We start from the raw sequence: 24,803 nt of genomic DNA, 5'->3' as shown, positions 1-24,803 counted from the left end.
GCGCGGCACTGTCACCACCCGGGGCGGAACCCCGTGTTCCGCGCCGCAATTGCCTGGATCAAAGACGGCTGCGCCGCAAGCCTTCCGACGTCCGGGACAGGCCAGACGACATAGGCGCCGACCGCCGGGCGATCACCGGGACGGCCGTCCGTTGCCTTCTTACGTGCCAACTCAACTTCGTCGCCATCACGTCTCATGATGGGTGCCTTTCGCCCTTACTGCCGTGGGTCTGCATTCCCACTCGTTTGATGCTGCCCCGTCATCCCGCGGCGTGTAAAGGGCCGTAAGTCCCCAATGCCGCCGGCTTATGCGGCACCGCGGTTCGGCCAAGCCGTAGACTCCGCGCATGAAACACGGTTGGTCAACGCCGGGCCGCGCGGGCTGCCCGGCGCAGGGTCCCGCGCCGGGGTCGGCGCGGCCACTGGTGACAATCCGGTGATACCAAGGCGTTTCGTCGCCACCATCGCGGTGTTGGCGGCGTCGGTGGCGGGCTGCGGGTCCGCACGCGCGGCCGGTCCGCACCTCATCACGCTGACGTTGGTGCGGCACGCCCAGTCGGAGGGCAACGCCTCGGGCCTGATCGACACCTCGGTTCCCGGCCCGGAACTCACGCCGCGGGGCTGGTGCCAGGCGACGCTGGACGCGGGGCCGTTGAGCGCCCACCGCTACGACGGCGTCTACGCCTCCACCATGATCCGCACCCAGGAGACCGCCACACCGACGGCGCAGTCGCTGGGCGAACCGATCGACGTGCTGCCCGGCCTCCGCGAAATCGAGGCCGGTCAGTACGAGGGACAACCCGAGGCCGGCGTGGCGCAGACGTACCTGGCCGTCCCGTTGCGCTGGCTGCACGGTGACCGCAGCGCGCGGATCCCGGGCTCGATCGACGGCAACGAATTCAACGCCCGCTTCGGCGAGGCCGTCCAACGCATCTATGACAGCGGCGATGTGAACCCGGTCGCGTTCTCGCACGCCGCCGCGATCATGCTCTGGGTGCTGATGAACGTGCACAATCCCGACCGCTCGCTGCTGGCCGGCAATCCGCTGCCGAACCTGGGCCGCGTGGTGCTCACCGGAAACCCTTCCGCGGGATGGGATCTGACCGAGTGGGATGCCGATCCGCCACCGTGCTGACCGTGGCGTGAACGGCGGGGCCGTCAGCCACTGAAGCCGGGGGATGGAACCGTGGGCCGCTCGGCGATCCGCACGTCGCGCCCCGCGCCGGCACCGACGGTCGCGGCCTCCCCGCGCGCGAGGGCGACGGTCGCGACCAACACCAACGCCGCGCCCGTGGCCAGCACCAGCCAGCCGGTGCCGTCCGCGTGCAGCGTCTCGCCGAGCACGGTGACGCCGAGCATCCCGCCCACCAGCGGTTGCGACGATGATCGTCGGGAAGGACGCCGTCAGAGCGCCGGCGCGATACGCCGACTGGTGATAGATCATCCCGCCCACCCCGGCGAAAATCCACGCGTAGAGCTCCGGTGTGCGCAGCAGGTGACCGGCGTCGTGCTCGATCACGTCGACGACGCTCTTGGTCAGCACCGCGAACAGCCCCAACAACGAGCCGGCCACCGCCGCCAGCAGCACCGCCGCGACCGGGCGGTCCGACCAGGCCCGGGCGCCCATCAGGCACAGGACCACCACCGGACCCAGCACGGCGGCCACGATCAGCCAGGCCTGCATCGACGCCCGCTGCTGCCCGGCCGCCGGGTTGCCGACCGCGACGATCACCGCCAGCGCCCCGGCCAGCAACACCGCCCACATCCATTCCCGGCTGGTGATCCGATGACGGGACAACCTCGCATAGATGGGCAGCGCGAACAGCAGCGCCGTCACCTGCAGCGCGGTGACCAATATCACCGAACCCTTGTCTAGGGCCGCCGCGATCAGGCAGTAGCTCGCGATGTCACCCAGCCGCGCCACGGCCCCCGGCCGATGCCGCTCACATCTGCCTAGCGATTCATATGGGGCACCAATTCGATTTGCCCAGCGCACACACAATGTGCCGCTAGTACCGGCATAATCGAATATTACGGAGGCCCGACATACATAAACACGGAGAGGCGGAAATGCACGCGTCAGTATCGGTACATTCGCAGAGGGTTGCCGCATCAGTCCATTTAATAGGCGTGATGATCTACTGATTCTCGTATTCACGCATCCATATCGTGACGCCGCTGCCCGAGTTCTCCGCACAGGTTAGGCGCGGCCTGTGAATTCGATATGCGATGCCAAATAAAGCTTCCTCGACATTTGCCTGAAGCCGATATTCGGCGCTACATTGGGTTCTTACCGATTTATCCGGCCCGCTGTCGATTTCGGTACCACGAACCCGGAAGGGGATGACTCCCACGATGGAGACGCTTATCGATTACCTGGCGATGTGGGAAGCCAGGAAGCCCGATCAGACACTCTTCCGGTTCGTCGACGTCGAAGGCCGCGAACTCGAGCACTACACCTACCAGGGCTTCGCTGAGCGCACCCGGGAGCTGGCCGCCTATCTGGCGACCGAGGCGGGGCTGCGACCGGGAGAGCGGGCTCTGCTCGTCTATCCGCCGGGTCTGGAGATGGTGGCCGCGTTCTACGCGTGCGCGCGCATCGGGGTCATCGCGGTGCCCGTCAGCCCTCCCCTGCCCATGGCATTCGAGGCCGGGCTGGCCAAGCTCGGCTTCATCGCCCGTGACTGCCGGGCCACGGCGGTGCTGTCGACCAAGCAGTTCGAGTACGACTACCGGATGATGCTCGGCCAGCGGGAGGGCGGCCTGCCCTGGCCGGACACCGAGCGGCTGCCCGAGCTGCCGTGGTTCGCGACGGATTGCACGCAAGACTTCGGCGGCGCGCCCGTTCCGGACACGCCCGGACGGGTGCTCTTCCTGCAGTACACCTCCGGCTCCACCAGTGACCCCAAGGGTGTGATCGTCAGCCACGCCAATGTCATCGCCAACGCCTCGGCCTTCGCCGACGAGGAGTTGACGGCGGTCAGCTGGCTCCCGCAGCACCACGACATGGGGCTGATCTCCGCTTACCTGTTCGTGATGATGCTCGGCGGGACCACGCACGCGATGTCCCCCATCGACTTCCTCGCGCGGCCGTCGGCCTGGTTGCGGCTCATGAGCGAGGTGCGCGCGACCCACTCCCCGGCGCCGAACTTCGCCCTCGAGTACTGCCTGCGCGAGGACAAGCTGCCGTCGTCCGAGCTGGACGGAATCGACCTCAGTTTTCTGGACTGCGTGGTCGTCGGAGCTGAACCGCTGCGCGCCAAGACTTTCGCCCGCTTCCGGGAGCGCTTTGCGCCCTATGGCCTACGGCCCGGGGCGCTGACCGGCGCATTCGGCATGGCCGAAAATACCCTGATCGTGTCCATCCGCGGCCGCCAGACCCTGGCGCTGAACAAACGGGCGCTGGAGAAGAATGTCGCTCGGGTCGAAAAAGCCTTGCCCGAGAACAACAATCAGGCCCAGGTGGTCAGCTGCGGCAAGCCCACCACCGGTAACCTGGTCCGCATCGTGGACCCGGACACCGGGCAGGCGCTGAGCGACGGCCGCGTCGGCGAGATCTGGGTGGACGGTGCGTCCAAGGGCGACGGGTACTGGAATCGCCCCGAGCTGACCGCGGAGGCCTTCGAAGCCCGCATCGCCGGCGACGATCCGCGGGGCTACCTGCGCACCGGTGACCTCGGCTTCCTTTACGAGGGAGAGCTTTTCGTCTGCGGGCGCAGCAAGGACCTGATCATCGTCCGCGGCGTCAACTGTTACCCCTCCGACATCGAGGCGATCGTGGAGCGGTCGGCCGAGCAGATCCGCAACGGTTGCGTCGCCGCCTTCTCCGTCGAGCGGGACGACGCCGAAGCCCTGGTGGTGGTGGCCGAGGTGCGCGACGAGCGCAACCTGCCGGACGGCAGGATGCTGGCACGCGCCATCCGCAGGCACGGCCACATCGATCCGCACACGATCGTGTTCGCACCCCCGCGCAGCATCCCCAAGACCACCTCGGGAAAGATCCGGCGCGCGCACACCCGCAAACTCTGGCTGGAAGACGAGCTGCCCACGGTGACGAGCTACACCCACCGGCGGACCCGCGAGGGCCTGGACACCGGGGCCGGCCCGCGGGAGCGCTTCCGCGATCTGATCGAGAGTTACGACCTCACCGGGCAGGAGGACTGCTCCTTCGCCGACCTCGGCATCGACTCGCTGGCGTTGGCCGAGCTGCGCGGGGACCTGCAGGCCCTGCTCGAAGAGCACGGTGCCGGGGAACTGGCAAGAGAGGTGAACACGCGCCTGCTCCAACGGCTGACGGTGGCCGAATTCTTCGGCCTGGTAAGGCAATTCGGCGACGCATCAGGGCAACCGCTGGATGCCCTGCGGCGGGCGCTGGCGCAGATCGCCGAGGAATACGAGGCCTACGAGACCGGCAAGATGCGCGCCGACGCGCAACTGCCGCTGCCGGCCCTCCCGCCGGCGCGGCCGGGCGAGGTGACCGACATCCTGCTGACCGGCGCCACCGGCTTCCTCGGGCCGTTCCTGTTGTCCAGCTTGCTCGAACGCGGTTCTCAAACCATCCACGCGCTGATCCGCGCGACGGATCCCGAGCACGGCCTGGACCGCATCGTCGCCTCCCTGCACCGCGCCCGGCTGTGGTCTCCGGAACTGGAGGCGGAGGCCAGGGCGAGGGCGCGGGTGGTGTGCGGAGACCTGTCCGAACCGCACCTGGGGATCGGCGAGGCGGAATTCCGTTGGCTCGCGGAGAACATCCACGCCATCGTCCACAACGGCGCCCTGGTCAACTACGTCCGGACCTACGACGCCCTGCGGCCCGCCAACGTCTCCGGGACGTGGGAGTTGTTGCGCCTGGCCATGACCACGCACCGCAAGGCGTTCCACCTCGTGTCGAGCACCTTCATCTACGGCTGGAGCACCCTGCCGGTGGTCGGGGAATGGGACGCCAACGAGCAGATGAGCGGTCTGGACTTCGGCTACTCCCAGACGAAGTGGGTCGCCGAGCAGTTGGTGCTGGCCGCGCAGCGGCAAGGCCTGGATGTCCGCATCTACCGACCCTCCCTCATCTCGCCGACCAGCGCGGGCTTCGGCAGCCAGGAGGACATCCTCGTGCGCCTCACGGCGTTCATGATCGAGCACGGCGTGGCCGTCAACGCCCTCAACCAGATCAGCCTGCTGCCGGCGGATCTGATCGCCGAGCACATCGTGGAACTGATGGGCCTCCCCGCCGAGGCGGGCACCGTGTTCAACATGACCGCGGACGACTACTACAACCTCATGGACGTCACGCGGATCCTGTCCGAACGCCACGGGTATCGCTTCGACTACCACGACATCCCCTCGTTCGTCGAGGAGATCGACCGCCGATGCGGTCAGCGTGACCCGCTGTATCCGCTGGCCGACTTCCTGATCCGCTCGTCCGGCAAGATCGCGGCGATGCGCGACAAGCGCTACGACAACGCCCGCTACCGGCAGGCGCGCGATCGGGCCGACTTCCGCCTGCGCGAACCCGCGCTGGCCGAAACGGTCGACAACCTCGTCCGGTTCCTGCGCGGAGAAGGCCTGATCGGGCAGGACGAGGCCGAGAAGCGACGAATCGCCTGACGAATCCGGGGAGTTCACGATGTTCACTGTCGATGACCGGGCGACGGGTCCACGCGACGCGTCGCCCGATCACGAGCGGCTGGTCCTGCAAGCGCGCGACGTCGAATTCGACTGGGCGACATTGCCGTTCTACTACGTGCCCGGCGAGCCCTTCGCGACCCACTTCTGCAACGTCCTACACCTCCTGCTGCCGGCCGGCGAGGAGTTCATCGTCGGGGCGTTCAAAGACGCGTTACCGTTGATCCGAGACGACCAACTGCGCCACGACGTACAGGGATTCATCAGCCAGGAGGCGATGCATTCCCAGGCGCATTCGGGGGTGATCGAGCACTTCGCCGCCAAAGGCGTTGATGTGGAGCCATTCACAAACCAGATGGCATGGCTGTTCCAGAAGCTGGTCGGCGACCGGCCGGGGTGGAGCCCGCGGCGCCGGCAGAGCTGGCTGGTCGAGCGGGTGTCGATGATCGCGGCCCTCGAGCACTACACCGCAATCCTGGGCGAATGGGTCCTCGACACCCCCCAACACGACGCCCTCGGCACCGACCCGGTGATGCTGGACCTGCTGCGCTGGCACGGCGCGGAAGAAGTCGAACACAAGGCGGTCGCCTTCGACACCATGAAGCATCTGCGCGCCGGATATTGGCGACAGGTGCGCACCCAGCTGCTGGTGACGCCGACGCTGCTGTGGTTGTTCATCCGCGGCGTGCGGTTCATGTACTCGGTCGACCCGCACCTGCCGCCGGGGACCAGGCCGCGCTGGCGCGATTACTTCGGCGCCTCGCGCCGTGCGCTGGTGCCCGGGCCCTTCCAATTCCTGCGGGTCATCCTCGCCTACTACAAGCCCAGCTTCCATCCGTCGCAGCTGGGCGGCGTCGGCCGCGCGGTCGACTACCTGGCCAGATCGCCCGCGGCCCGCGCGGCGCACTGACTTTCCGGAGGACCGATGACCCAGCTCACCGTGACGGCAGCGGATGGCGTGCCGCTGGCGGTCCACGCCTACACCGAGATCGACACGCGACGCCCGACAATCCTGGCCATCCACGGCTATCCGGACAACCACCACGTGTGGGACGGGGTCGCCGAACACCTCGGTCTGCGTTACAACGTCGCGGCCTACGACGTGCGCGGGTCCGGGGAATCGGGGCGCCCGGCTGGTAGGCCGGGATACGCTCTACCGCAGCTGGTTTCGGATATCGGCGCGGTGATCGACCGTCTCGGCGTCGGCGAGGTGCACCTGCTGGCCCACGACTGGGGCTCCATCCAGAGCTGGGCGGCCGTCACCGACGAGACGGTGACGGGCAAGGTCGCCTCCTTCACGTCGATCTCCGGGCCGCACCTGAGCTACGCGGGCAAGTTTCTGCGGTCGGCACGCACGCCCCGCGCTGTTGCCGACGTCGCCAAACAGGTTCTGGCGTCCACGTACATCTGGTTCTTCCTGTGCCCGGCGATACCAGAGCTGGCGATCCGGACCCGCGCGACCGTGAAGGTCTTCGAGGCCGTCGAACGGATCGGTCGCCCACGCACCGCGGTTGGGCGCGGCGCGCGGTACCGGTCGATCGCCGACTACCTCAACGGGCTCAACCTTTATCGGGCCAACATGCCCGGGCCGGTCCTGGCGCCACCGCCGCAGTTGCCGCAAACGAGCGTCCCCGTGCAGGTGCTGGTGGCGCGTCAGGACTATTTCGTGTCGCCGGCCCTGCAGCGGTTCGCCGCCTCGATCCCGGCCGGGAGCCGCGTCGTTCCGATCGAGGGCGGCCACTGGGTGGTGACCTCGCACCCCGACGTCGTCGCGCGCCTGACCGGCGAGTGGGTCGACCGCATCGCCGCGCGCACCAACGGACATACCACCGGAATAGGACATTCGTTGTGACACTGGGCCTCTGGCACAGCAGGCCGGCGGACCTGTACGGCCGCCGCAGGCACGACCGCATGTACACCGCGCTCTGGGGCGCCGGCGTTCTCTTCGGTGGCTTCGCGTCGGCGTCGCGCTGGACACCGTCGCGTGTCGTGCCGGCGCAGCGGACCAACACCGCCGTGGTCACCCGGCGCGAGCAGCTCACATCCGACGTGGTCGGGTTGACGCTCGCCGACACCCAAGGTGGGTTGCTGCCGTCCTGGACCCCGGGAGCGCACATCGACGTCCGGTTACCGTCGGGCCGCCGGCGCCAGTACTCGTTGTGCGGGCCGCCCGGGCGGCGCACCGACTATCGCATCGCCGTGCGTCGGATCGCCGACGGCGGCGGCGGTTCGATCGAGATGCACGACGCCTACGGCGTCGGCGACACCCTGGTCTTCGAGGGTCCCCGCAACGCGTTCCATCTCGTCACCGACGAGCGTGACGTGCTGTTCGTGATCGGCGGCATCGGCGTGACACCCATCCTGCCCATGATCCGGGCGGCGCAGCGGCGTGGCATCGACTGGCGCGCCGTCTACGCCGGACGCAGCCGCGGCCACATGCCGCTGCTGGACGAGGTGATGGCGGTGGCCCCCGAGCGTGTCACCGTGTGGGCCGACGACGAGCGCACCCGAATCCCCACGGCAGCCGACCTGCTCGCCGGGGCCGGGCCCGCGACAGCGGTCTACGTGTGCGGGCCCACCCCGCTGCTGGAATCGGTGCGCGCCGCGCGCGACGAACACGCCGACGCGCCGCTGCACTACGAACGGTTCAGTCCCCCACCTGTTGTCGACGGCGCCCCGTTCGAGCTCGAGCTCGCGCGCTCAGGTCGGGTGCTGGCCGTGCCGGCGAACCGTTCGGCGCTGGGCGTCATGCTCGACGGTGACCCGGGCGCCGCATACTCCTGTCGGCAGGGGTTCTGCGGGACCTGCAAGGTCAAAGTGCTGGCCGGGGAGGTCGACCGCCGGGGCCGCGCCGCGGAGGGCGATGACGAGATGCTGGTCTGCGTGTCGCGGGCCAAAGGCCATCGCGTGGTGATCGACGCCTGAGCGCGGGTCAGTCCGCCGGGGTGAACTCGATGTGCAGCTCGGTGAGCCCGCGCAGCAGGAAGGTGGGCTCGTAGCGGTACTGACGGTCGGTAGGCGGGCCGTGTTTGGCCGCACTGACCACGATCTCGCGGGTGCGGTCGAGCAGCCGGTTGACCGTGACCTGCCCCTCCACGCGGGCCAGTGGCGCGCCCGCGCAGGTGTGGATTCCGCGGCCGAACGCGATGTGCTCGCGCACGTTCGTGCGGTCAATCTGGAACTCGTTGGGGTTCTCGAACTTGCGGGGATCGCGGTTGGCCGCTCCCAGGCACAGCATGAGCACCGTGCCCGCCTTGATGGGCACCCCGCCCAGCGTGGTGGTCTTGCGCGCCAGCCGGAAGTCGACCTTGGTCGGGCTCTGCATGCGCAGCGACTCTTCGATGAACGGGCCGACGAGGTCTCGGTCGGCACGCAGCCGCGCCTGCAGGTCGGGCCGGTCGCCGAGCACCTGCACCGCCGAGCTCAGCAGCTTGGTCACGGTCTCCTGGCCGGCCGCGAACAGGAAGGTGGCCGGGCGGACCACCTCCAGAAGCGGCGGGGTCGAGCCGTCCGGATAGGTCGCGGTGGCCAGGCCGGTGAGCACGTCGCCGCGGGGCCGTTCTCGCCGCTCGGCGATGTAGCCGCTGAACAGGTCGTCGAGGTACTGCAGCGGGTTGCTGCCCACCGGCTCGTGGTCGAGGGCGCCCACCCTGGCGCCCGGGGCGTTACCCGCCCCGAGGTTGCGGCGGATCTCGGCTCGGTCCTCGTCCGGCACCCCGAGCAGGTCAGCGATCGCCAGCGTCGCGAACGGTTTGCCGTACTCGCCGAGAAACTCGCAACGGCCGTTGGCGACGAACTCGTCGAACTGGCGGTCCGCCAATTGCCAGATGTAGTCCCGGTTTTCCTGCAGCCGGCGCGGGGTCAGCAGCCGCCCGAGCAGGGAGCGCGCCTTGTCGTGTTCGGCTCTTGTGACGTTGTCGTGGGTTCGCTGACCTGGGAATTTGGGCGCAACGCCGTGTCCTGCTTACGTTTTGGACTGTCTAGGGTTCAATCCGCGAGAAGGAGCTACGGCGTTGCGCATGTCCAGGGTATTGGCGAGCGGTCTGGGTGACCAAAACATGGTGATCGAGGACGTGACGATCGAGACCGAGACCACGGGTCGGAAGCAGCCGAAGACCTCCGAAGTTCTGGTGTTCTCGGTGCGGCCCAAGGCGTCGCAGGCGGGCCGGTGCTCGCGGTGCCGGAAGCGGTGCCCGGGCTATGACGCGGGGGGCCGGGACGGGAACGGGATCAGGCGCTGGCGGACCCTGGATGTGGGGACCACAAAGGCGTATCTGCAGGCCGCGGCCCCGCGGGTGGCATGCGGCGAGCATGGGGTGGTGGTTGCGCATGTGCCGTGGGCGCGGCCGGGCGCCAAACACACCTGGGCGTTCGAGGACACCTGCGCGTGGCTGGCCGCGCACACCGCATTGAGTGTGCTCACGGTGCTGCTGCAGATCGCCTGGCGCACCGTGGCGGCGATCGTGACCAGGGTGGTGGCCGATGGCCGCGACACCAACGACCTGCTCGCCGGACTGTCGCGGATCGGCATCGACGAGATCGCCTACCGCAAGGGACATCGCTACTTGACGTGCGTGGTTGACCACACGACAGGCCGGCTGGTGTGGGCCGGCGAGGGCCGCAACCAGGACACGCTGGGCCGGTTCTTCGATCAGCTCGGCGCCGAGCGGGCCAAGCTGCTCACCCACGTCAGCTGCGACGGGGCGGAATGGATCCACGCCCTGGTGCGTGCCCGCGCGCCGCAGGCGCTGATTTGCCTGGATGGGTTTCATGTCGTGGCCTGGGCCATGAAGGCACTGGACAAGGTGCGGGTACGCACCATGACCCGCGCCGGGATCACCGATCGGCACGCCATGTGGGCGACCCGCAAGAACCCGGCTGACCTGTCCTGCGAGCAGCGCACCAGCCTCGCTAAGATCGCCGACACCAACCGCACCCTCTACCGGGCGTATCTGCTCAAAGAGCAACTCCGCGAGGTGTTTCGGGTCAAGGGCACCCACGGGCGGCAGCTGCTGGCCGGCTGGCTGTCGTGGGCGTCGCACTCACGCATCCCCGAGTTCGCCGCGCTGGCCCGCAGCATCCGCCGCTACCGCGACCTCATCTGGAACACGCTCGATCACGGCCTGTCCAACGCCCGATCCGAAGCCACCAACACCCACCTGCGGGCATTAACCAAACGCGCCTACGGATTCCACAGCCCAGACGCACTCATCGCCATGGCCATGCTCACCCGAGGCGGCCTCTGCCCAGCACTACCCGGACGGAAATGACCCACTACAACGTCAGTAGATCCTCGTGTTCGGGGGGATCCATGACGACCATGTGCTCGAAGATCGGGAACTCGTGGCGATGCGCGGCGATCTGCGCGCTGATGTCGTCGCCCTGCGGGGTGAACGGCAACGGGGGGAAAGGGCCGCCGATCGCGTTGACCGCCGAGAACGAGTCGAAGTCCTTGAAAGCGGCCTGGACCTCCTGGTAACCGGTGACGGCCACGACCCCGTAATGCGGCTCCCGGAGAACCGGGCCCTGGCTGCGCAGGTAATCCCAGTAGGCGTAGGGGTTCTGCGCGATGTCGGCGTCGGTGAAGTAGTCGACGTCCGCGAGGCTCTTCATGGGCAAATCCTTTCCGGGACTGTGAAAATCCGTCGCATGAAGCTCAGTGTTCTTCCCTGATCACGGTGATGGCTTGGCGCGGACACGCGGCCTCGGCGGCTTCTACGCTGCGCCACAAGGACTCATCGGGCGTCTCCTCGCACGACGCGATGTCATCGCCAAGCTCGAAGACCTCTGGGACAATCTCGACACACAGGGCGTGCGCCTCACACAGGCGGGGATCCACCCGGACGCGCATGTGCGCGGTCATCGCCGCCCGTCCGAACGATCTGCGGTGGTGTCCTTCGACGTGCTCCGCACGGCCCTCCATTTCCGGCTCACTCGCGTTCGTGCCGTCGTGCACTGATCGACCGACCAAATTGCTAGGATGCGGTATGCCTACCACGGACCGCGCCGGGCGGTCAAGAAAATCCGACCTGCCGAATGCCGGGGCACGCACCAGGCTGATCGAGGCGACCGCGCGCATCATGCGCGAAGAAGGCTATGCCGCGGCCACGTCCCGCCGCGTCGCCGCGGAGGCCGGCGTCAAACAGGCCCTGGTCTATTACTACTTCCCGACAATGGACGACCTGTTCGTGGAGGTGCTGCGCGCCGGCGCGGAGGCGGCATTGACGCGCATGCGCGCCCTGCTGACGGATGACGATCCGCTGCAGGCGTTGTGGCTACTGAATAGCGATTCGGCGACGACCGCCCTCAATGCCGAGTTCATGGCGCTGGCGAACCATCGCAAGGCGATCGGCGCGGAGCTCAAGGCGTATGCCGAACGCGTACGCGACATCGAGACGGCGGCGGCCACGATGGTGCTGCGCGCCAACGGCATCGATCTTGGGGAGTTTCCCCCGGTGGCGATCTCGATGCTGATCGCCCAGACCGCGCGCAGCCTGTGCAACGAGAGCGCCGTCGGCGTCACGCAGGGGCACGACGAATTGCGCGCCTTCGTCCAACGGCAGGTGGCGCTACTCAAGCCAACTCCGGCCCCTACGGCACAACGCAGCTAGAAATGGCCAACTGTTGACACCGCCGCGGATCGGTGCCACTCTTCCTGATCGATCGACAAATGTCTTCGAGCAGTGAGGTGCAGTCATGGGTGGACGAGTTGAGGGCAAGGTCGCATTCATCACCGGCGCGGCCCGCGGCCAGGGACGCAGCCATGCGGTGCGCCTGGCCCAGGAAGGCGCCGACATAATTGCGATCGACGTCTGCAAACGGATCAGCAGCAACCGCGAAATCCCGGCCCCGACACCAGATGACCTGGCCGAGACGGCAGACCTCGTCAAGGCACTCGACCGCCGGATCGTGACCGCCGAAGTCGACGTGCGTGACTACGGCGCCCTGAAGGCGGCGGTCGACAACGGCGTCGAGCAGCTGGGCCGCTTGGACATCATCTGCGCCAACGCCGGAATCGGCAACGGGGGCCAAACCCTCGACAAGACAAGCGAAGACGACTGGGAAGACATGATCGACGTCAACCTGGCGGGAGTCTGGAAGACCGTCAAGGCCGGTGTTCCCCACCTGATTTCCCAGGGTCAGGGCGGTTCGATCATCCTGACCAGCTCGGTCGGTGGACTCAAGGCCTACCCTCACACCGGTCACTACATCGCGGCCAAGCACGGTGTCGTGGGTCTGATGCGCACCTTCGCCGTCGAACTCGGCCAGCACTTCATCCGGGTCAACTCGGTTCACCCCACCAACGTGAACACACCGCTGTTCATGAACGAGGGAACGATGAAGCTGTTCCGACCCGATCTGGAAAACCCCGGCCCGGACGATTTGAAGGTCGCCGCGGAATTCATGCACGTCCTACCGATCGGCTGGGTCGAGCCGGTGGACATCAGCAACGCGGTGCTGTTCCTGGCTTCCGACGAATCCCGTTACGTCACAGGGCTTCCTCTTACGGTCGACGCGGGGAGTATGCTCAAGTAGGCCCATACCCCCACCGCCCATCGCAGCTTCTTACGTGGCGGGCATCCCGATGCGGATGTTTTTGGCTTGCAGAAACTCATAGAGACCATCGGGCCCTCCGTTGCGGCCGAACCCGCTGTGTTTGTATCCGCCATAGGGGCCCTGCGGCTCGATGTCGCTGTGGGTGTTGATCCACACCGAGCCGGACTCGAGTCGTCGTGCGACGCGGTGGGCGCGGTGCAGATCGGTCGTCTGCACGAAAGCGTTGAGGCCATAGCGCGTGGCGTTGGCCAAGGCAACCGCCTCGTCTTCGTCGCGGAACCGCATCACCGAGACCACCGGCCCGAAAGTCTCCTCCTGGGCCAGCGCTGCGGTGTTGTCGACCTCGGTGAATACGGTTGGCTCGATGTAATAGCCGGCGGCGAGTTCACCGCCTATTCGTTTGCCGCCCAGAGCGAGGGCTCCGCTCTCCGTGGTGATCGCGTCGTCGATAACGGACAAGATCCGCAGGGCCGCGTCTTCGCTGACGACTGGTCCGAACACCACGTCAGGACGCAGCGGGTCGCCGACCGGCGCCGACTGGACGGCGGCCAGGAACTTGCTCAGGAACTCATCGTAGACAGCGTCCTGGACGAGGATTCGGCTCGCGCAGGCGCAGCTTTGTCCCGATTGGGTCAGCGGCCCCTGGAACGCAGCGAGGGTGGCGGCAGCGTCGAGGTCGGCGTCGGCGAAGACGATGTTGGCCGACTTCCCGCCGAGTTCGGCGACCACCGGGGTCAGGTTGTCCGCGGCGGCGCGCAGTACGTGGCGCGCGGTTTCGTGGCCGCCGGTGAAATGGATCTTGCCGATCCCGGGATGCGCGACCAATGCTCGCCCGCCCTCGGCTTTGGCCGGCAGCACATTGACCAGTCCCGGCGGCAGTCCCGCCGCAAGGCATAATTCGCCGAACCGCAACGACGTTAACGGTGCGAGTTCGGAAGGCTTCAGGATGACGGCGTTTCCAGCAGCCAATGCGGGCGCGACGGCCGACCCGACGACCACCAAGGGGCCGTTCCAGGGCGCGATGACGGCGACCACACCGTAGGGTTCGCGTTCGACGATGTTCACGTCGAAGCTGCCGCTGACCGGAGTGCTCAGACCGTGGGCTTTGTCGACATAACCTGCGTAGTAGCGCAGAAAGCGCTCGGTGAGTAGCGAGTTGCCGCCCATCGCCAAAGGAACCCCGTAATCACAGGCGTTGAGAGCGGCCAGCTCGGAAGCATGCTCGGCCACCAGATCCGCCAGATTGATCAGCAGGTCGCGGCGCCGATCGACCGGATAGCCAATCCATTGCCGCTGGGCGGCGCAGGCGGCCGCGACCGCGCGATCGATCTCGGGAGGACCCGCCAGTTCGATGGAGGCGTTCGGTTGCCCGTTTCCCGGATAGATGTGCCGGTGGGTGCCGCCGGAGGCGCCGGTTACCCACTGGTCCGCGATCAGCAGCGCACCGGACGGCAGCGCAACGGCGTCGACCGAGGATGGTGGGGCGTCACTCATCGGGCTTCCTCGAGAACACGCTGCTTCTGCTCGGCGATGACCTGATTGAGGTAGGAACCTTTTGGCCATCCGTAGTATGCGGCGAAATGCAGCGCTAATTCGTCCATCTCGTCAAAGGAAACGTCGCCACTCTTCAAAGCGGCATAGACATGCGACATGATCGGATACTGGGCGTCCTGGAAGCCCACACACGCCAGCGTGATCAGGCGCCGTTCCTTCATACCCAGCCCGGGACGCAACCACATCTCACCGAAAACGAAGTTGAGGATGCCCGCACCCGAATACGGGTTGTCCCGCGTTGGCGCGAACGGCAGGCAATTGATCTCACGGAAGGCCCTTTCCCCACAGGCCATCCGCTCCTCGGGATCGCCCGGGGTGGCCGGCGGCAACGACGGTACTACCGGCGGAGCTTGCTCGCCGCGCTCCCGTAGAATGCGATCCCATTGCGCGTCGACGACCATGTTGAATTGGGAGGCTTTCGGCCATCCCGCGTACACCGCGAAATGCAGCACCGCCTCGCGCATTTCGGTGATCGTGAGGTCGCCACTGTTCAGCGCGGCATAGACATGCAGCTCGAGGGCCGGCGTGGCGTCCGCGCCGGCCACGCAGGCCAGCGTGACGAAGCGGCGGTCGCGTCGACCAAGCCCCGGTCGGGCCCACACCTCGGCGAACACGAAGTCCAGCAGCCCATTGGCGACAACCGGACTGATGTCTTCCGGCGCGGCGACCGTCATCACCTCGACGAACTCCCGAATGCCTCGCTCACGCCGTTGGCTCTGGTTGCTCATCTTCGCCCCGCTACCTGATCGTCACGCCGGCATCGACGGTGAACTGAAGCCCGGTCACGTGGCGGGCCTCGTCGGAAACCAGGAACAAAACCGCATTGCTCACGTCGATCGCCTCGGTCATCAACACCGGTAGCGCGTTCATGAATATCGGAGCCAGATCGGGTCGCTGTTCGGCAATGAGCTGATGCATCGACGGCGGCGCCATTCCGGTGGCCACGCCGGTGGGGTGCACTGTGTTGACGCGAATGCTCCGTGCGGCGAGCTCGTTGGCCAGGGCCAAGCTCATCCCGACGACACCGTGCTTGGCGGCCGTGTACGGCGTGTGCAGCGGCGTGCCCTTGATGCCGGCCGACGAGCTGATGTTGACCAAACTTCCACCGCCGGCGGCGATCAGGTGGGGTAGCGCGGCCGCGCACGTGTTCCAGGCGCCGATCAGATTGGTGTCCACCACCAGGCGCCACTGCTCGGGCGTGGTGGTGTCCCAGGTGCCGACCGTCAACACTCCGGCGTTGGCCACCGCGGCGTCCAGGCCGCCGAGTTCGGCAGCCCCCTCGTCCACGGCGGACCTGAGCGCTTGGGCGTCCCGCACGTCGGCGACCTTCGCGACGGCCGTTCGGCCATGCTGGGCAACGAGTTCAGCGGTCTGGCGCAGGTCGTCCTCGGTGGCCAGCTCGTACTCCAGCCCTCCGGGGGTATCGCAGATGTCGACCAGCAGACAGTCCGCGCCCTCCTCCGCCAGGCGCGCGGAGTGGCTGCGGCCCATGCCGCGGGCCGCGCCGGTGACCAGCACGCGCTTGCCGGCTACCCGACCCGGTACTCGAGTCTGCGTCATGGCGGTCATAGCTTGTTGCAGAAGCCGGCGTCCACGGGGAACGTCACGCCCGTGACATATCTGGCGTCATCGGAAACCAGGTAGGCGATCGCCGCGCTGATGTCCTCGGGCTCGAGCAGTTCGACCGGCATCGGGTTCTGCAGATGCATACCACCTTCGGGAAAGCTCTCCAAGAATTCGGTCATCGCCGGGTTGACTGCCATCATCGTCCGCACCGCCGTGGGATGTACCGTGTTGACACGAATATTACTTGGCGCCAACGAGTTTGCCAGAGTACGCATCAACCCCACTATCCCGTGTTTGGACGCGGCGTACCCCAGCCCGCCGCCCTGCAGACCGCCGAAGCCGCGCAGGCCGGCCGTCGAGCTCGTGAACACGATCGCCCCGCCGCGCTGCCCGGCAAGCAGATGCGGGATCGCAGCCCAGGCAGTGTGATAGGCGCCGTCGAGGTTGACGCCGATTGCCGCCTTCCACTGCGCCAGCTCCTCGACGATGCTCAACTCACGAAACGCCACGGGCGCGATTCCAGCGTTGGCGCAAACGATGTCGAGTCGGCCGAAGTGGTCGACGCCGGCGTCCACCGCGGCCTTGACCTGGTCGAAGTCACGCACGTCGGCGACCGTGCCGAACATCTTCGCACCTTCTGCCTCCACGAGCCCGATCACTTCGTCCAGCTCATCGCGGCCGGCCATCGCATAGTGATTGGCCGGGATGTCGGCGCAAATGTCGATACCGATGATGTCGGCGCCCTCCCGCGCCAGTCGCACCGCGTGGCTGCGACCCTGCCCCCGCGCCACCCCGGTGATGAACGCCACCCTGCCCTCGAGATCACCCACAACGCCCCTCGCTTCGCTACGACGACCCGCTCTTCGCCCACCGCTTCGACGGTGAGTAACTGCGTTACTCTGCAGCGGACAGTAACATTGTTATCGTGGTCGGTAAAGCGGCATCCCAATACTGCGGCGACGAATCGGCGGCGGCCCCGGCGCCCGATCCCGTGATCGACATCGTCGTCGAGCTGATCGACTCGCAGGGTTATGACGCCGTCCAGCTGCGTGAGGTGGCCCGCCGGGCCCGCGTGTCGCTCACCACGATCTACAAGCGCTATCGCACCCGGGACGAGCTCATCGTCGCTGCGCTGCGCTGGTGGATGGACACCCATCGCTACGCCGCCGTCACCTCGCGCAGCTCGCTGTCCGAGGAATCGCTGTACGACGGGCTCATGTGGATCTTCCGGGCGATCTTCGAACCCTGGGAGCAGCATCCACGGATGCTGCATGCGTACGTTCGCGCCCAAACCGGCCCGGGCGGTGCGGAACTCACCCAGCACGGCTTCGACGTCGTCGTACCCGCAGCAACAACCGTGTTGCGCAACTGCGACGACCGCTTCGCCGAGGACCTGGGCCGCATCCTGACCGGCGTCGTCTACGGGACGCTAGGCCAGTTCGCCGCGGGCGCCATCGCGATCAGCGACATCGTGCCCGCAATCGAGCGCGCCGTCTACTGGCTGACCAAGGCGCACGAAAGCGTCTGCCGCCATTAGCGCCGGGCGCACTCAGGGGTTGATCGTGTTGTCGCCGACCTGACGGCCCCAGACGTACTCGATCGCGTACGGGGAACCGGTGTCGAGGTGGTTGTAGGGCGCGATGCTGTTGCCGGTGTCCATGACCAGCTCGGGCGCCGGCCACAGGTCACGCGTGATCTTCTGCCAGCAGCCCGGCGCGCCGCCCGGGCCGCCGCGGGCGTTCACCCGCGGCAGGTTCTCCGGGTACATGTAGGGGTTGGGGGCGCCGCCGACCACGCCGGCGATGCCGCCCAGCCCCATCGTCAGCACGGCCGTGGTGGCCAGGGACAGCGGGTTGGCCACCAGGCCCAGGCCCGACAGCGCCTCGGTGTTCATGTTCAGGGAGTAGCCGTTGAAACCGCCCTCGGACGCCCCGGTGGCCGGCACGATGTCGTGATAGTTCTTCAGGGTGCAGTAGATGGCCGGGCTGTAGGTGTCCAGCAGTTGGGCGGTGGGCACCAGGTCTTTGGCCCCGCGCGCCAGATACGGCCCACCCTTGTCGAACAACTCCGCGCCGGTGTTGCCCAGCCCCGCCGCCGACAGCAACGCCTGATCCAGATCCTTCTGCTGGGCGTTGAGCGTGCGCGAGGTGACCACCGCGTTGCTCAGGAAATCGAACAGATCCGGCGAGGCGTTGGCGTAGGTGTCCCCCAGGTTCGCCAACTGGCGCACATCGGAACGGATCTGCGGCATCTGTGGGTTGACGTCGTCGAGCACCGCGTTGGCGTTGACGATCGACTGCCCGAACTTCTCGCCCAGCCCCGAGAGCGCCTGCGCGGCCGCACTCAGCGTCAGGTTCACCTTCACCGGATCCACCCGCTCGGCCAGCGAGGTGATCGTCTGGAACAACGTGTTGATCTCGGTCGTCACACCGCGCGCGTCGATCACCGTCGACGGCGTGATCCGTTGCGGCGAAGGGTTTTTCGGCGTCGTCAACGACACGTACTTGCCGCCGAACACCGTGGTCGCCTCGATGTTGGCGGTCACGTTGGCCGGGATCAGATGCAGATACCGCGGATAGACGTCCAAGGTGAACTTCGCCGCCGGTTTGCCGTCGCGCTGCGTCTCGGCGATGTCGGCCACCAGCCCGATCTGCACCCCGTTGTAGGTGACCTTCGACCCCGGATCCATCACGAGCCCCGCCCGCGAGGCCAGCATCGTCAACTTCGTCTTCGGCGTGAAATCACCCCGGAACTGCCCGTACACCAACGCGGCGGCCACCACGGCCACGACCACCATGGCCACGGCGGTCAACCTGTAGGGCGGCTTATGAGGCTTGTTGACCTGCACGGACACGGCAGCTACACCGCCTCGCCGGCCACGGGCCCAGCCGAAACGCTCAGGCGCCAGCTCAACGTTTCCCTCCCCTGCTCGGACACTCACTACGACACCGATCGGGCGGCGTCGTTGATCCCGTTACTCGCCAGGCGGGAACTTCGGGTCTATCCGGACATTAACAGCTGCCCCGCGGGTGAGTCTGTCCTGGCTGTCCTTCCCCCGGAGGCCATTCGCGGGCCCAACCCCTATGCGCCGGCCCTGGAACCGGGCCAGGCGCCGTTGCGCAACAATCGCAGACCGTTCAGGCCGACCAGAACGGTGGAGCCCTCGTGGCCGGCCACGCCCAGCGGCAGCGGCAGGTGGCCCACGAGGTCCCAGGTGACGAGCACGGCGATGAACGTCGCGGCGATGACGAGGTTGGCGGCGACCACCCGGCGGGCGCGGCGCGCGAGGGCGATCACGGCGGGAACGGTGGCAAGGTCGTCGCGGGTGATGACGGCGTCGGCGGTTTCCAGCGTGAGGTCGGAGCCGGAACGTCCCATCGCGACGCCGACATGGGCGGCGGCCATGGCCGGGGCGTCGTTGACCCCGTCGCCGACGAGCATCACCTTGGCGCCGCCGGCTTCCAGGTCCCGGACCGCGGTGACCTTGTCTTCGGGAAGCAGCCCAGCCCGGACCTGAGAGATACCCAGATCGGCCGCGAGGCGGGCGGCGGCGCGGGGGTTGTCCCCGGTCAGCAGCACGGGCTCGGTGCCGGTGAGCGCGGCGACGCGGGCCGCGGCGGGGGCGGCCTCGCCGCGGGGTCGGTCGGCGAGCCCGAGCAGCCCGGCGACATCGCCGTTGACGCGCACGACGACCGCCGTCTGGCCCGCGTGTTCGAGATCGGTGACGGCGGCCCGGGCGGCGTCGTCGCGTTCGTCGAGGAGGGTGGGACTGCCGACCTCGACGGTGTCGGCCCCGACGCGGGCGCGAATCCCGCGTCCGGGTGTCGAGGCGAAGTCGGTTGCGGGTGCCAGCGGCAGATGCGCGTCCCGCGCGGCCGTGACGATCGCCCGGGCCAGCGGGTGTTCCGACGGGTGCTCGGCGGCCGCGGCCAGCGCCAGTAGCGCATGCTCACTCAAGCCCGGCCCGGACAGCACCCGAACGTGGGTGAGCTGCGGCGCTCCTTCGGTCAGTGTGCCGGTCTTGTCCAGCGCGACCCGGGTGACGGTGGCGAGCTTTTCCAGCACGACGGCCGATTTGACGAGAACACCATGACGCCCGGCGTTGGCGATCGCCGCCAACAGCGGCGGCATGGTGGAAAGGACCAGGGCGCAGGGGGAGGCCACGATCATGAAGGTCATCGCGCGAAGCAACGACGACTGCAGCTCGGCGCCGAACCACAGCGGGATCGCGAACAACGCGATGGTCGCGCCCACCATGCCCACCGAGTAGCGCTGTTCGACCTTCTCGATGAACAACTGCATGCGGGCCTTGCTGGCGCTGGCCTCGGCGACCATCGCCACGATCCGCGCGATGACGGTGTCGGCGGCCGGGCATGTGACCCGCACCCGCAGGGTGCCGGTGCCGTTGAGCGTGCCGGCGAACACCTCGTCGCCACCGGTCTTGTCGACGGGCAGGGACTCGCCGGTGATGGTGGCTTGATCGACCTCGCTGGCGCCGTCGACCACCACACCGTCGCCGCCGACGCGTTCCCCGGGGCGGATCAGGAGCACGTCGCCGACGTCCAGGGTCGCGGTGTCGACCACCTCCTCGGCGCCGGTTGCGGTAATGCGGGTGGCGGTTTCGGGTGCCAGGTCGAGCAGTCCGCGCACCGAGTCCTCGGTGCGCTTGGTCGCCACGGCCTCCAGCGCGCCGGAGGTGGCGAAGATGACGATGAGCAGCGCGCCGTCGAAAACCTGGCCGATCGCCGCGGCGCCGATGGCGGCGGCGACCATCAGCAAGTCGACGTCAAGGGTCTTGTCCCGCAACGCTTGCAGGCCGGCAAGCCCCGGCTCCCATCCCCCGGTGACGTAGCAGGCGAGGTAGAGCGCCCAGTACAGCCAGGTCGGCCCCCCGACCAGTTGTGCCAGCAGGCCGATTCCGAACAACCCGGTCGCGATGAGCGCCCAGCGCACCTCGGGTAGCGACCATGCGCTGGACCGCGGCGATCGCCACGAGTGGGCCCGCTCGTCGCGGTCCAGACGCGAAGGGATGGAGGTGGGCATGCCCGAAGTCACCCGACTACCATATCTGCATGGTCGTGCGTATACGCAAATGCAAGTACAGCCAGGCGACCGATCACCGAGGTCAGCGGTATGCTGCATGCTGTGCACACGTCGATCTCCGGGTTCACCATGCCGACCGAGGATCAGGTGGGTCGCGCCGCCGAGGCGTTCCGGATGCTGAGCGACCCGACCCGGATCAAAGTGCTGTGGGCGCTGTCGCAGGGTGAGACGTCGGTGGCGTGTCTGGCAGAGTTGGCGCAGGTGGCGCCGGCGGTGGTCAGCCAGCATCTGGCGAAGCTGCGTCTTGCCGGCCTGGTGAAAAACCGCCGCGAGGGAACGTTCGTGTACTACTCCCCGGCGGATCAGGACGTGTTGCGCGTGCTCAGCCAGGCGCTGTTCGGCGCCGACACGATCGGCGACGCCGCCACGCCCCGTGAGGTCCCTGCCCCACGGGACTGAGTTTTTCGTTGCCGCGCCCGAAAAGCGCTGGCGACAATCGTTGCCGTCTGGCCTAGTATCTACGCATGAATGCAGGTACTAACTCGCGGTCGCCGCTGGACGAGGATCAGGTCGGCCTGATCGTCGAGGTGTTCCGGATGTTGGCCGACGCCACGCGGATTCGACTGTTGTGGTCGTTGATCGACGAGGAGTTGTCGGTCACCGACCTGGCCGACCGGGTGGGCAAGCCCGCGCCGTCGGTATCCCAGCACCTGGCCAAGCTGCGGATGGCCCGGCTGGTGCGCACCCGCCGGGCGGGCACCACGATCTTCTACAGCCTCGAGAACGACCACGTGAGCCGGCTGGTGGTCGACGCGGTGTTCAACGCCGAGCACGCCGGACCCGGCGTTCCCTCCCACCACCGCGACCAACCCGTCGTGCGCGACATCGCAGCCGGCCCTCCGTCGCGAACGGCCCACCCGAGATGAGCGACCAGCACGACCACGACCACGCTCACGACCATCCGAAGGGATTGCGGGGAGCGATCAAGGAGATCTTCGCCCCGCATTCCCACGATGCCGCCGACAGCCTCGACAGCGAGCTGGAGTCCAGCGCGGCCGGGATCCGCGCGGTCAAGACCAGTCTTCTGGTGCTGGCGATCACCGCCGTGGTGCAGATCGTCATCGTCGTCGCCACCGGGTCGATCGCCCTGGCCGCCGACACGATCCACAACTTCTCCGACGCGCTGACCGCCGTGCCGCTGTGGATCGCGTTCGCCCTGGGCACCAAGGCCGCCACCCGCCGCTACACCTACGGGTTCGGCCGGGCCGAGGACCTGGCCGGCCTCTTCGTGGTCGCGATGATTACCGTGTCGGCGATCATCGCGGGCTACGAAGCCGTCATGCGGCTCGTCCATCCCGAGCCGATCGAGAACGTCGGATGGGTTGCGCTGGCCGGGCTGGCCGGGTTCATCGGCAACGAATGGGTCGCCCTCTACCGGATCCGGGTCGGCCGGCGCATCGGCTCGGCCGCCCTGGTCGCCGACGGGCTGCACGCCCGCACCGACGGATTCACCTCTCTGGCCGTGCTGTTCGCCGCGCGGTGTCGCCCTCGGCTATCCGCTCGCCGATCCGATCGTCGGCCTGGTCATCACGGTGGCCATCCTGGCGGTGCTGCGCACCGCCGTCCGCGACGTGTTCCGGCGTCTCCTCGACGGTGTCGATCCCGAGCTCGTCGACACCGCACGCACCACCCTGGGCGCCCGCCCCGGCGTGCGCTCGGTACGCAGTGTGCGGATGCGCTGGATCGGGCACCGGCTACACGCCGACGCCGAACTCGACATCGACCCCGCCCTGAGCCTGGCCGACGCGCACCGCATCGCCCACGACGCCGAGCACGATCTCATGCACACAGTTCCCAAGCTGACCACCGCGATGATCCACGCCTACCCCGCCGGTGACGCCAATCCCGCGGAGGCGCACCGCCACGACACCGAGCAGCACGGCGCACGCCATCAGCCGCACTGAGAACCCCGGACGACTCCGTCTTCACCCGGCGGTGTGGGTGAAGAAGATATCTTTGACCTCGCGCAACGCGTAGAAGACCAGGACGTAACCGGCGAGCGGGTCTGCCCACCACCAGCCGGCGAGGGCATTGAGCACGAGCCCGAGCAGGACCGCCGCCGACAACAGACCGTCGATGAGGGTGACCCGGCCTTCGGTGGCGAGCACGGGGTTGCCCAGAGCGGAGCCGGTTTTGGCCTTACCTGCCGCCAAAGCGAACATCGCGGCCGCGGTGACAGCCGTCCAGGCGATGCCCAGCGGCGAGTGACGGGGGTGAAAATCGTTGACGAGCACCACCGTCGACTGCACCAGCAAATAGACCGCGAGACCCGCGAAGCTCACGCCGATGAGCCGCAGCGCAAACCGCTGACGCGCCTCGCCGGTTCCGGAGAGCTCCCAGACCACCACCAGCGAGGCGCCGATCTCGATCAGCGAGTCCAGACCGAACCCGGCCAGAGCCACCGACCCGGCCTCGACGGCCGCCACCGCAAGGACGACGATGCCGACCACATTCCACGCCAGCGTGGCATATTCCAGCGCAAATCCCCTGCGCAGCAGGGTTTTATGCGCATCGGCGTCGAGCTCACCCATCAAGGCAGCTGTATTGGGACACGCATCAGTGGTCGTGTTGGTCGGTCTCGCCGGTGGCCGGAGGAGCGGCCTGCTCCCCGATCCGTTCGCGGGCCTCGGCCGTCACGTCGGCAAACTTCAGTCGGGCCGACTCGGCGGCCCGCTCGGTGCCCCGCGTCGCGCGCAGGCCCAGCTCCGCAGTGCTCACCGCTGCCCGGTGCACCGGAGCCGAGCCGACCGCCTTTCGCAACAGCTCATACGCCCCGACTCCGACCGCACCGGTGACGACCGCGTGCGTGGCCTTCGCCCATATTCCGCTGACAATCATCGCCAATCCTTCCTTGCCGCTGAGCAATCCGACTTTTTTTCGCGCTCAGAAGGTGATGGTCGGCCTCGTGGATCACGGTATCACGATATACGCATGAATCAACGCCCGAGCGGAAAGGGTCCGGCCTCTGCTCCGAAATTCCCCTGCAATAAAACAGCTTCCGTCCGCTGCGAACAGGCAGACATGCCGCGCCAACGCGCCTAGTATGGTTGGCGCGACACCCAACATGGAGACGCTGCCCTAAATGATAACGAAAGTCCTTGTCAGTAGCGCGATTATGTTCGGCGTAGCTGTCGGCCTGGGAGCCTCCGCCGATGCGGACCCCAGCGTGTTCAACGCCCTCAGCTGCAGCTGCCCGCAGCGGGGCCCGGCCGACAGCGCCCTCGTCCGCGACGAGATAGACCGGGGAATTCGGCAGGGGATCTCCGACGTGCCCGCCTCGCCGTAGCGGGGCGCGTGCACCGCGGCAGGACCAAACGGCTTATGGCACATACGGTTAGCCGACCGCCCGGCGGAATCGGCTGTTTTGTAATGGCTTTTATTCCCATTCGGTCGATGCCGCGGACC

The 24,803-nt window shown here is 67.6% G+C and carries 21 protein-coding genes and 4 pseudogenes; 13 read left to right on the top strand and 12 right to left on the bottom strand.

Going from position 1 to position 24,803, the window contains the following annotated elements; all coding sequences use genetic code 11:
- Positions 1–438: 438 nt before the first annotated feature.
- Positions 439–1,134, top strand: a complete 696-nt coding sequence (locus AB8998_RS05445; RefSeq protein WP_369741428.1) for a histidine phosphatase family protein — start codon at positions 439–441, stop codon at positions 1,132–1,134.
- A 23-nt stretch (positions 1,135–1,157) separates the two neighbouring features.
- Here the strand turns inward: AB8998_RS05445 and AB8998_RS05440 are convergent.
- A pseudogene (locus AB8998_RS05440) lies at positions 1,158–2,082 on the bottom strand (DMT family transporter).
- A gap of 272 nt (positions 2,083–2,354) precedes the next feature.
- Here AB8998_RS05440 and AB8998_RS05435 point away from each other — a divergent pair.
- The 4 genes from AB8998_RS05435 to AB8998_RS05420 are packed head-to-tail and all read left to right on the top strand — an operon-like array spanning position 2,355 to position 8,543.
- Positions 2,355–5,600, top strand: coding sequence for a thioester reductase domain-containing protein (locus AB8998_RS05435; protein WP_369736959.1), 3,246 nt, complete (start codon positions 2,355–2,357; stop codon positions 5,598–5,600).
- 19 nt (positions 5,601–5,619) lie between these two features.
- Positions 5,620–6,528, top strand: coding sequence for a metal-dependent hydrolase (locus AB8998_RS05430; protein WP_369736958.1), 909 nt, complete (start codon positions 5,620–5,622; stop codon positions 6,526–6,528).
- A gap of 15 nt (positions 6,529–6,543) precedes the next feature.
- Positions 6,544–7,470, top strand: a complete 927-nt coding sequence (locus AB8998_RS05425) for an alpha/beta fold hydrolase (RefSeq protein WP_369736957.1) — start codon at positions 6,544–6,546, stop codon at positions 7,468–7,470.
- Entirely contained in the window at positions 7,467–8,543 is a 1,077-nt protein-coding gene (locus AB8998_RS05420; RefSeq protein ID WP_369736956.1) for a PDR/VanB family oxidoreductase, read from the top strand. The genes AB8998_RS05425 and AB8998_RS05420 overlap by 4 nt, the downstream gene beginning before the upstream one ends.
- 7 nt (positions 8,544–8,550) lie before the next feature.
- On the opposite strand, the pseudogene AB8998_RS05415 reads toward AB8998_RS05420, so the two are convergent.
- Positions 8,551–9,519: pseudogene (locus AB8998_RS05415) on the bottom strand (cytochrome P450); the annotation flags it as partial.
- Positions 9,520–9,631: 112 nt separating this feature from the next.
- Between AB8998_RS05415 and AB8998_RS05410 the strand changes: the two are divergent.
- On the top strand, positions 9,632–10,888 hold the full coding sequence (locus AB8998_RS05410; RefSeq protein ID WP_369736942.1) for an ISL3 family transposase: 1,257 nt from the start codon (positions 9,632–9,634) through the stop codon (positions 10,886–10,888).
- 7 nt (positions 10,889–10,895) lie between these two features.
- On the opposite strand, the pseudogene AB8998_RS05405 reads toward AB8998_RS05410, so the two are convergent.
- Together AB8998_RS05405 and AB8998_RS05400 are read right to left on the bottom strand one after the other, a co-directional pair.
- A pseudogene (locus tag AB8998_RS05405) lies at positions 10,896–11,231 on the bottom strand (cytochrome P450); the annotation flags it as partial.
- Positions 11,232–11,274: 43 nt separating this feature from the next.
- Complete coding sequence (locus tag AB8998_RS05400) at positions 11,275–11,469, bottom strand: ferredoxin (protein WP_369741427.1); 195 nt, start codon at positions 11,467–11,469, stop codon at positions 11,275–11,277.
- Between the two features lie 205 nt (positions 11,470–11,674).
- Here AB8998_RS05400 and AB8998_RS05395 point away from each other — a divergent pair, with 205 nt between their 5' ends.
- Entirely contained in the window at positions 11,675–12,229 is a 555-nt protein-coding gene (locus tag AB8998_RS05395) for a TetR/AcrR family transcriptional regulator (protein WP_369741426.1), read from the top strand.
- Positions 12,230–12,314: 85 nt separating this feature from the next.
- The gene (locus tag AB8998_RS05390; RefSeq protein ID WP_369736955.1) at positions 12,315–13,154 is read left to right on the top strand and encodes a mycofactocin-coupled SDR family oxidoreductase; all 840 of its coding nucleotides are present in this window, start codon (positions 12,315–12,317) and stop codon (positions 13,152–13,154) included.
- A gap of 30 nt (positions 13,155–13,184) precedes the next feature.
- Here the strand turns inward: AB8998_RS05390 and AB8998_RS05385 are convergent, their stop codons facing one another.
- The 4 genes from AB8998_RS05385 to AB8998_RS05370 are packed head-to-tail and all read right to left on the bottom strand — an operon-like array spanning position 13,185 to position 17,125.
- Entirely contained in the window at positions 13,185–14,669 is a 1,485-nt protein-coding gene (locus AB8998_RS05385) for an aldehyde dehydrogenase family protein (protein ID WP_369736954.1), read from the bottom strand.
- On the bottom strand, positions 14,666–15,457 hold the full coding sequence (locus AB8998_RS05380) for a carboxymuconolactone decarboxylase family protein (protein ID WP_369736953.1): 792 nt from the start codon (positions 15,455–15,457) through the stop codon (positions 14,666–14,668). The genes AB8998_RS05385 and AB8998_RS05380 overlap by 4 nt, the downstream gene beginning before the upstream one ends.
- 10 nt (positions 15,458–15,467) lie before the next feature.
- Positions 15,468–16,298, bottom strand: coding sequence for a mycofactocin-coupled SDR family oxidoreductase (locus AB8998_RS05375; RefSeq protein WP_369736952.1), 831 nt, complete (start codon positions 16,296–16,298; stop codon positions 15,468–15,470).
- Positions 16,295–17,125, bottom strand: coding sequence for a mycofactocin-coupled SDR family oxidoreductase (locus AB8998_RS05370; protein WP_369736951.1), 831 nt, complete (start codon positions 17,123–17,125; stop codon positions 16,295–16,297). The genes AB8998_RS05375 and AB8998_RS05370 overlap by 4 nt, the downstream gene beginning before the upstream one ends.
- 95 nt (positions 17,126–17,220) lie before the next feature.
- Here AB8998_RS05370 and AB8998_RS05365 point away from each other — a divergent pair, with 95 nt between their 5' ends.
- On the top strand, positions 17,221–17,832 hold the full coding sequence (locus tag AB8998_RS05365) for a TetR/AcrR family transcriptional regulator (RefSeq protein ID WP_369736950.1): 612 nt from the start codon (positions 17,221–17,223) through the stop codon (positions 17,830–17,832).
- Positions 17,833–17,844: 12 nt separating this feature from the next.
- On the opposite strand, the gene AB8998_RS05360 is transcribed toward AB8998_RS05365, so the two are convergent.
- Together AB8998_RS05360 and AB8998_RS05355 are read right to left on the bottom strand one after the other, a co-directional pair.
- On the bottom strand, positions 17,845–19,143 hold the full coding sequence (locus AB8998_RS05360) for an MCE family protein (protein WP_369741425.1): 1,299 nt from the start codon (positions 19,141–19,143) through the stop codon (positions 17,845–17,847).
- A 233-nt stretch (positions 19,144–19,376) separates the two neighbouring features.
- Entirely contained in the window at positions 19,377–21,338 is a 1,962-nt protein-coding gene (locus AB8998_RS05355; RefSeq protein WP_369741424.1) for a heavy metal translocating P-type ATPase, read from the bottom strand.
- 90 nt (positions 21,339–21,428) lie between these two features.
- Between AB8998_RS05355 and AB8998_RS05350 the strand changes: the two genes are divergently transcribed.
- The 3 genes and pseudogenes from AB8998_RS05350 to AB8998_RS05340 all read left to right on the top strand — a co-directional run bounded on the left by AB8998_RS05350 (position 21,429) and on the right by AB8998_RS05340 (position 23,302).
- The gene (locus AB8998_RS05350; protein WP_369736949.1) at positions 21,429–21,797 is read left to right on the top strand and encodes an ArsR/SmtB family transcription factor; all 369 of its coding nucleotides are present in this window, start codon (positions 21,429–21,431) and stop codon (positions 21,795–21,797) included.
- A 65-nt stretch (positions 21,798–21,862) separates the two neighbouring features.
- Complete coding sequence (locus AB8998_RS05345) at positions 21,863–22,264, top strand: ArsR/SmtB family transcription factor (RefSeq protein ID WP_369736948.1); 402 nt, start codon at positions 21,863–21,865, stop codon at positions 22,262–22,264.
- Positions 22,261–23,302: pseudogene (locus tag AB8998_RS05340) on the top strand (cation diffusion facilitator family transporter). Before AB8998_RS05345 ends, AB8998_RS05340 begins: the two are co-directional and overlap by 4 nt.
- Positions 23,303–23,323: 21 nt before the next feature.
- Here AB8998_RS05340 and AB8998_RS05335 read toward each other — a convergent pair.
- Both AB8998_RS05335 and AB8998_RS05330 read right to left on the bottom strand, forming a co-directional pair.
- Positions 23,324–23,929 carry a cation diffusion facilitator family transporter gene (locus AB8998_RS05335; RefSeq protein ID WP_369736947.1) on the bottom strand — a complete coding sequence of 202 codons (606 nt, stop codon included), beginning with the start codon at positions 23,927–23,929 and terminating at the stop codon, positions 23,324–23,326.
- 25 nt (positions 23,930–23,954) lie between these two features.
- Positions 23,955–24,236: a DUF1490 family protein gene (locus tag AB8998_RS05330; protein ID WP_369736946.1), complete on the bottom strand. Its 282-nt coding sequence runs from the start codon at positions 24,234–24,236 to the stop codon at positions 23,955–23,957.
- A gap of 277 nt (positions 24,237–24,513) precedes the next feature.
- On the opposite strand from AB8998_RS05330, the gene AB8998_RS05325 reads away from it, so the two are divergent.
- Positions 24,514–24,684 (top strand): hypothetical protein, encoded by a 171-nt coding sequence (locus AB8998_RS05325; RefSeq protein WP_369736945.1) that lies wholly within the window; start codon positions 24,514–24,516, stop codon positions 24,682–24,684.
- Positions 24,685–24,803: the final 119 nt, after the last annotated feature.

Origin of the sequence: Mycobacterium sp. HUMS_12744610 (assembly GCF_041206865.1) — a bacterium.
Lineage (GTDB): Bacteria > Actinomycetota > Actinomycetes > Mycobacteriales > Mycobacteriaceae > Mycobacterium > Mycobacterium servetii.
This window is presented reverse-complemented; position numbering and strand designations above follow the sequence as displayed.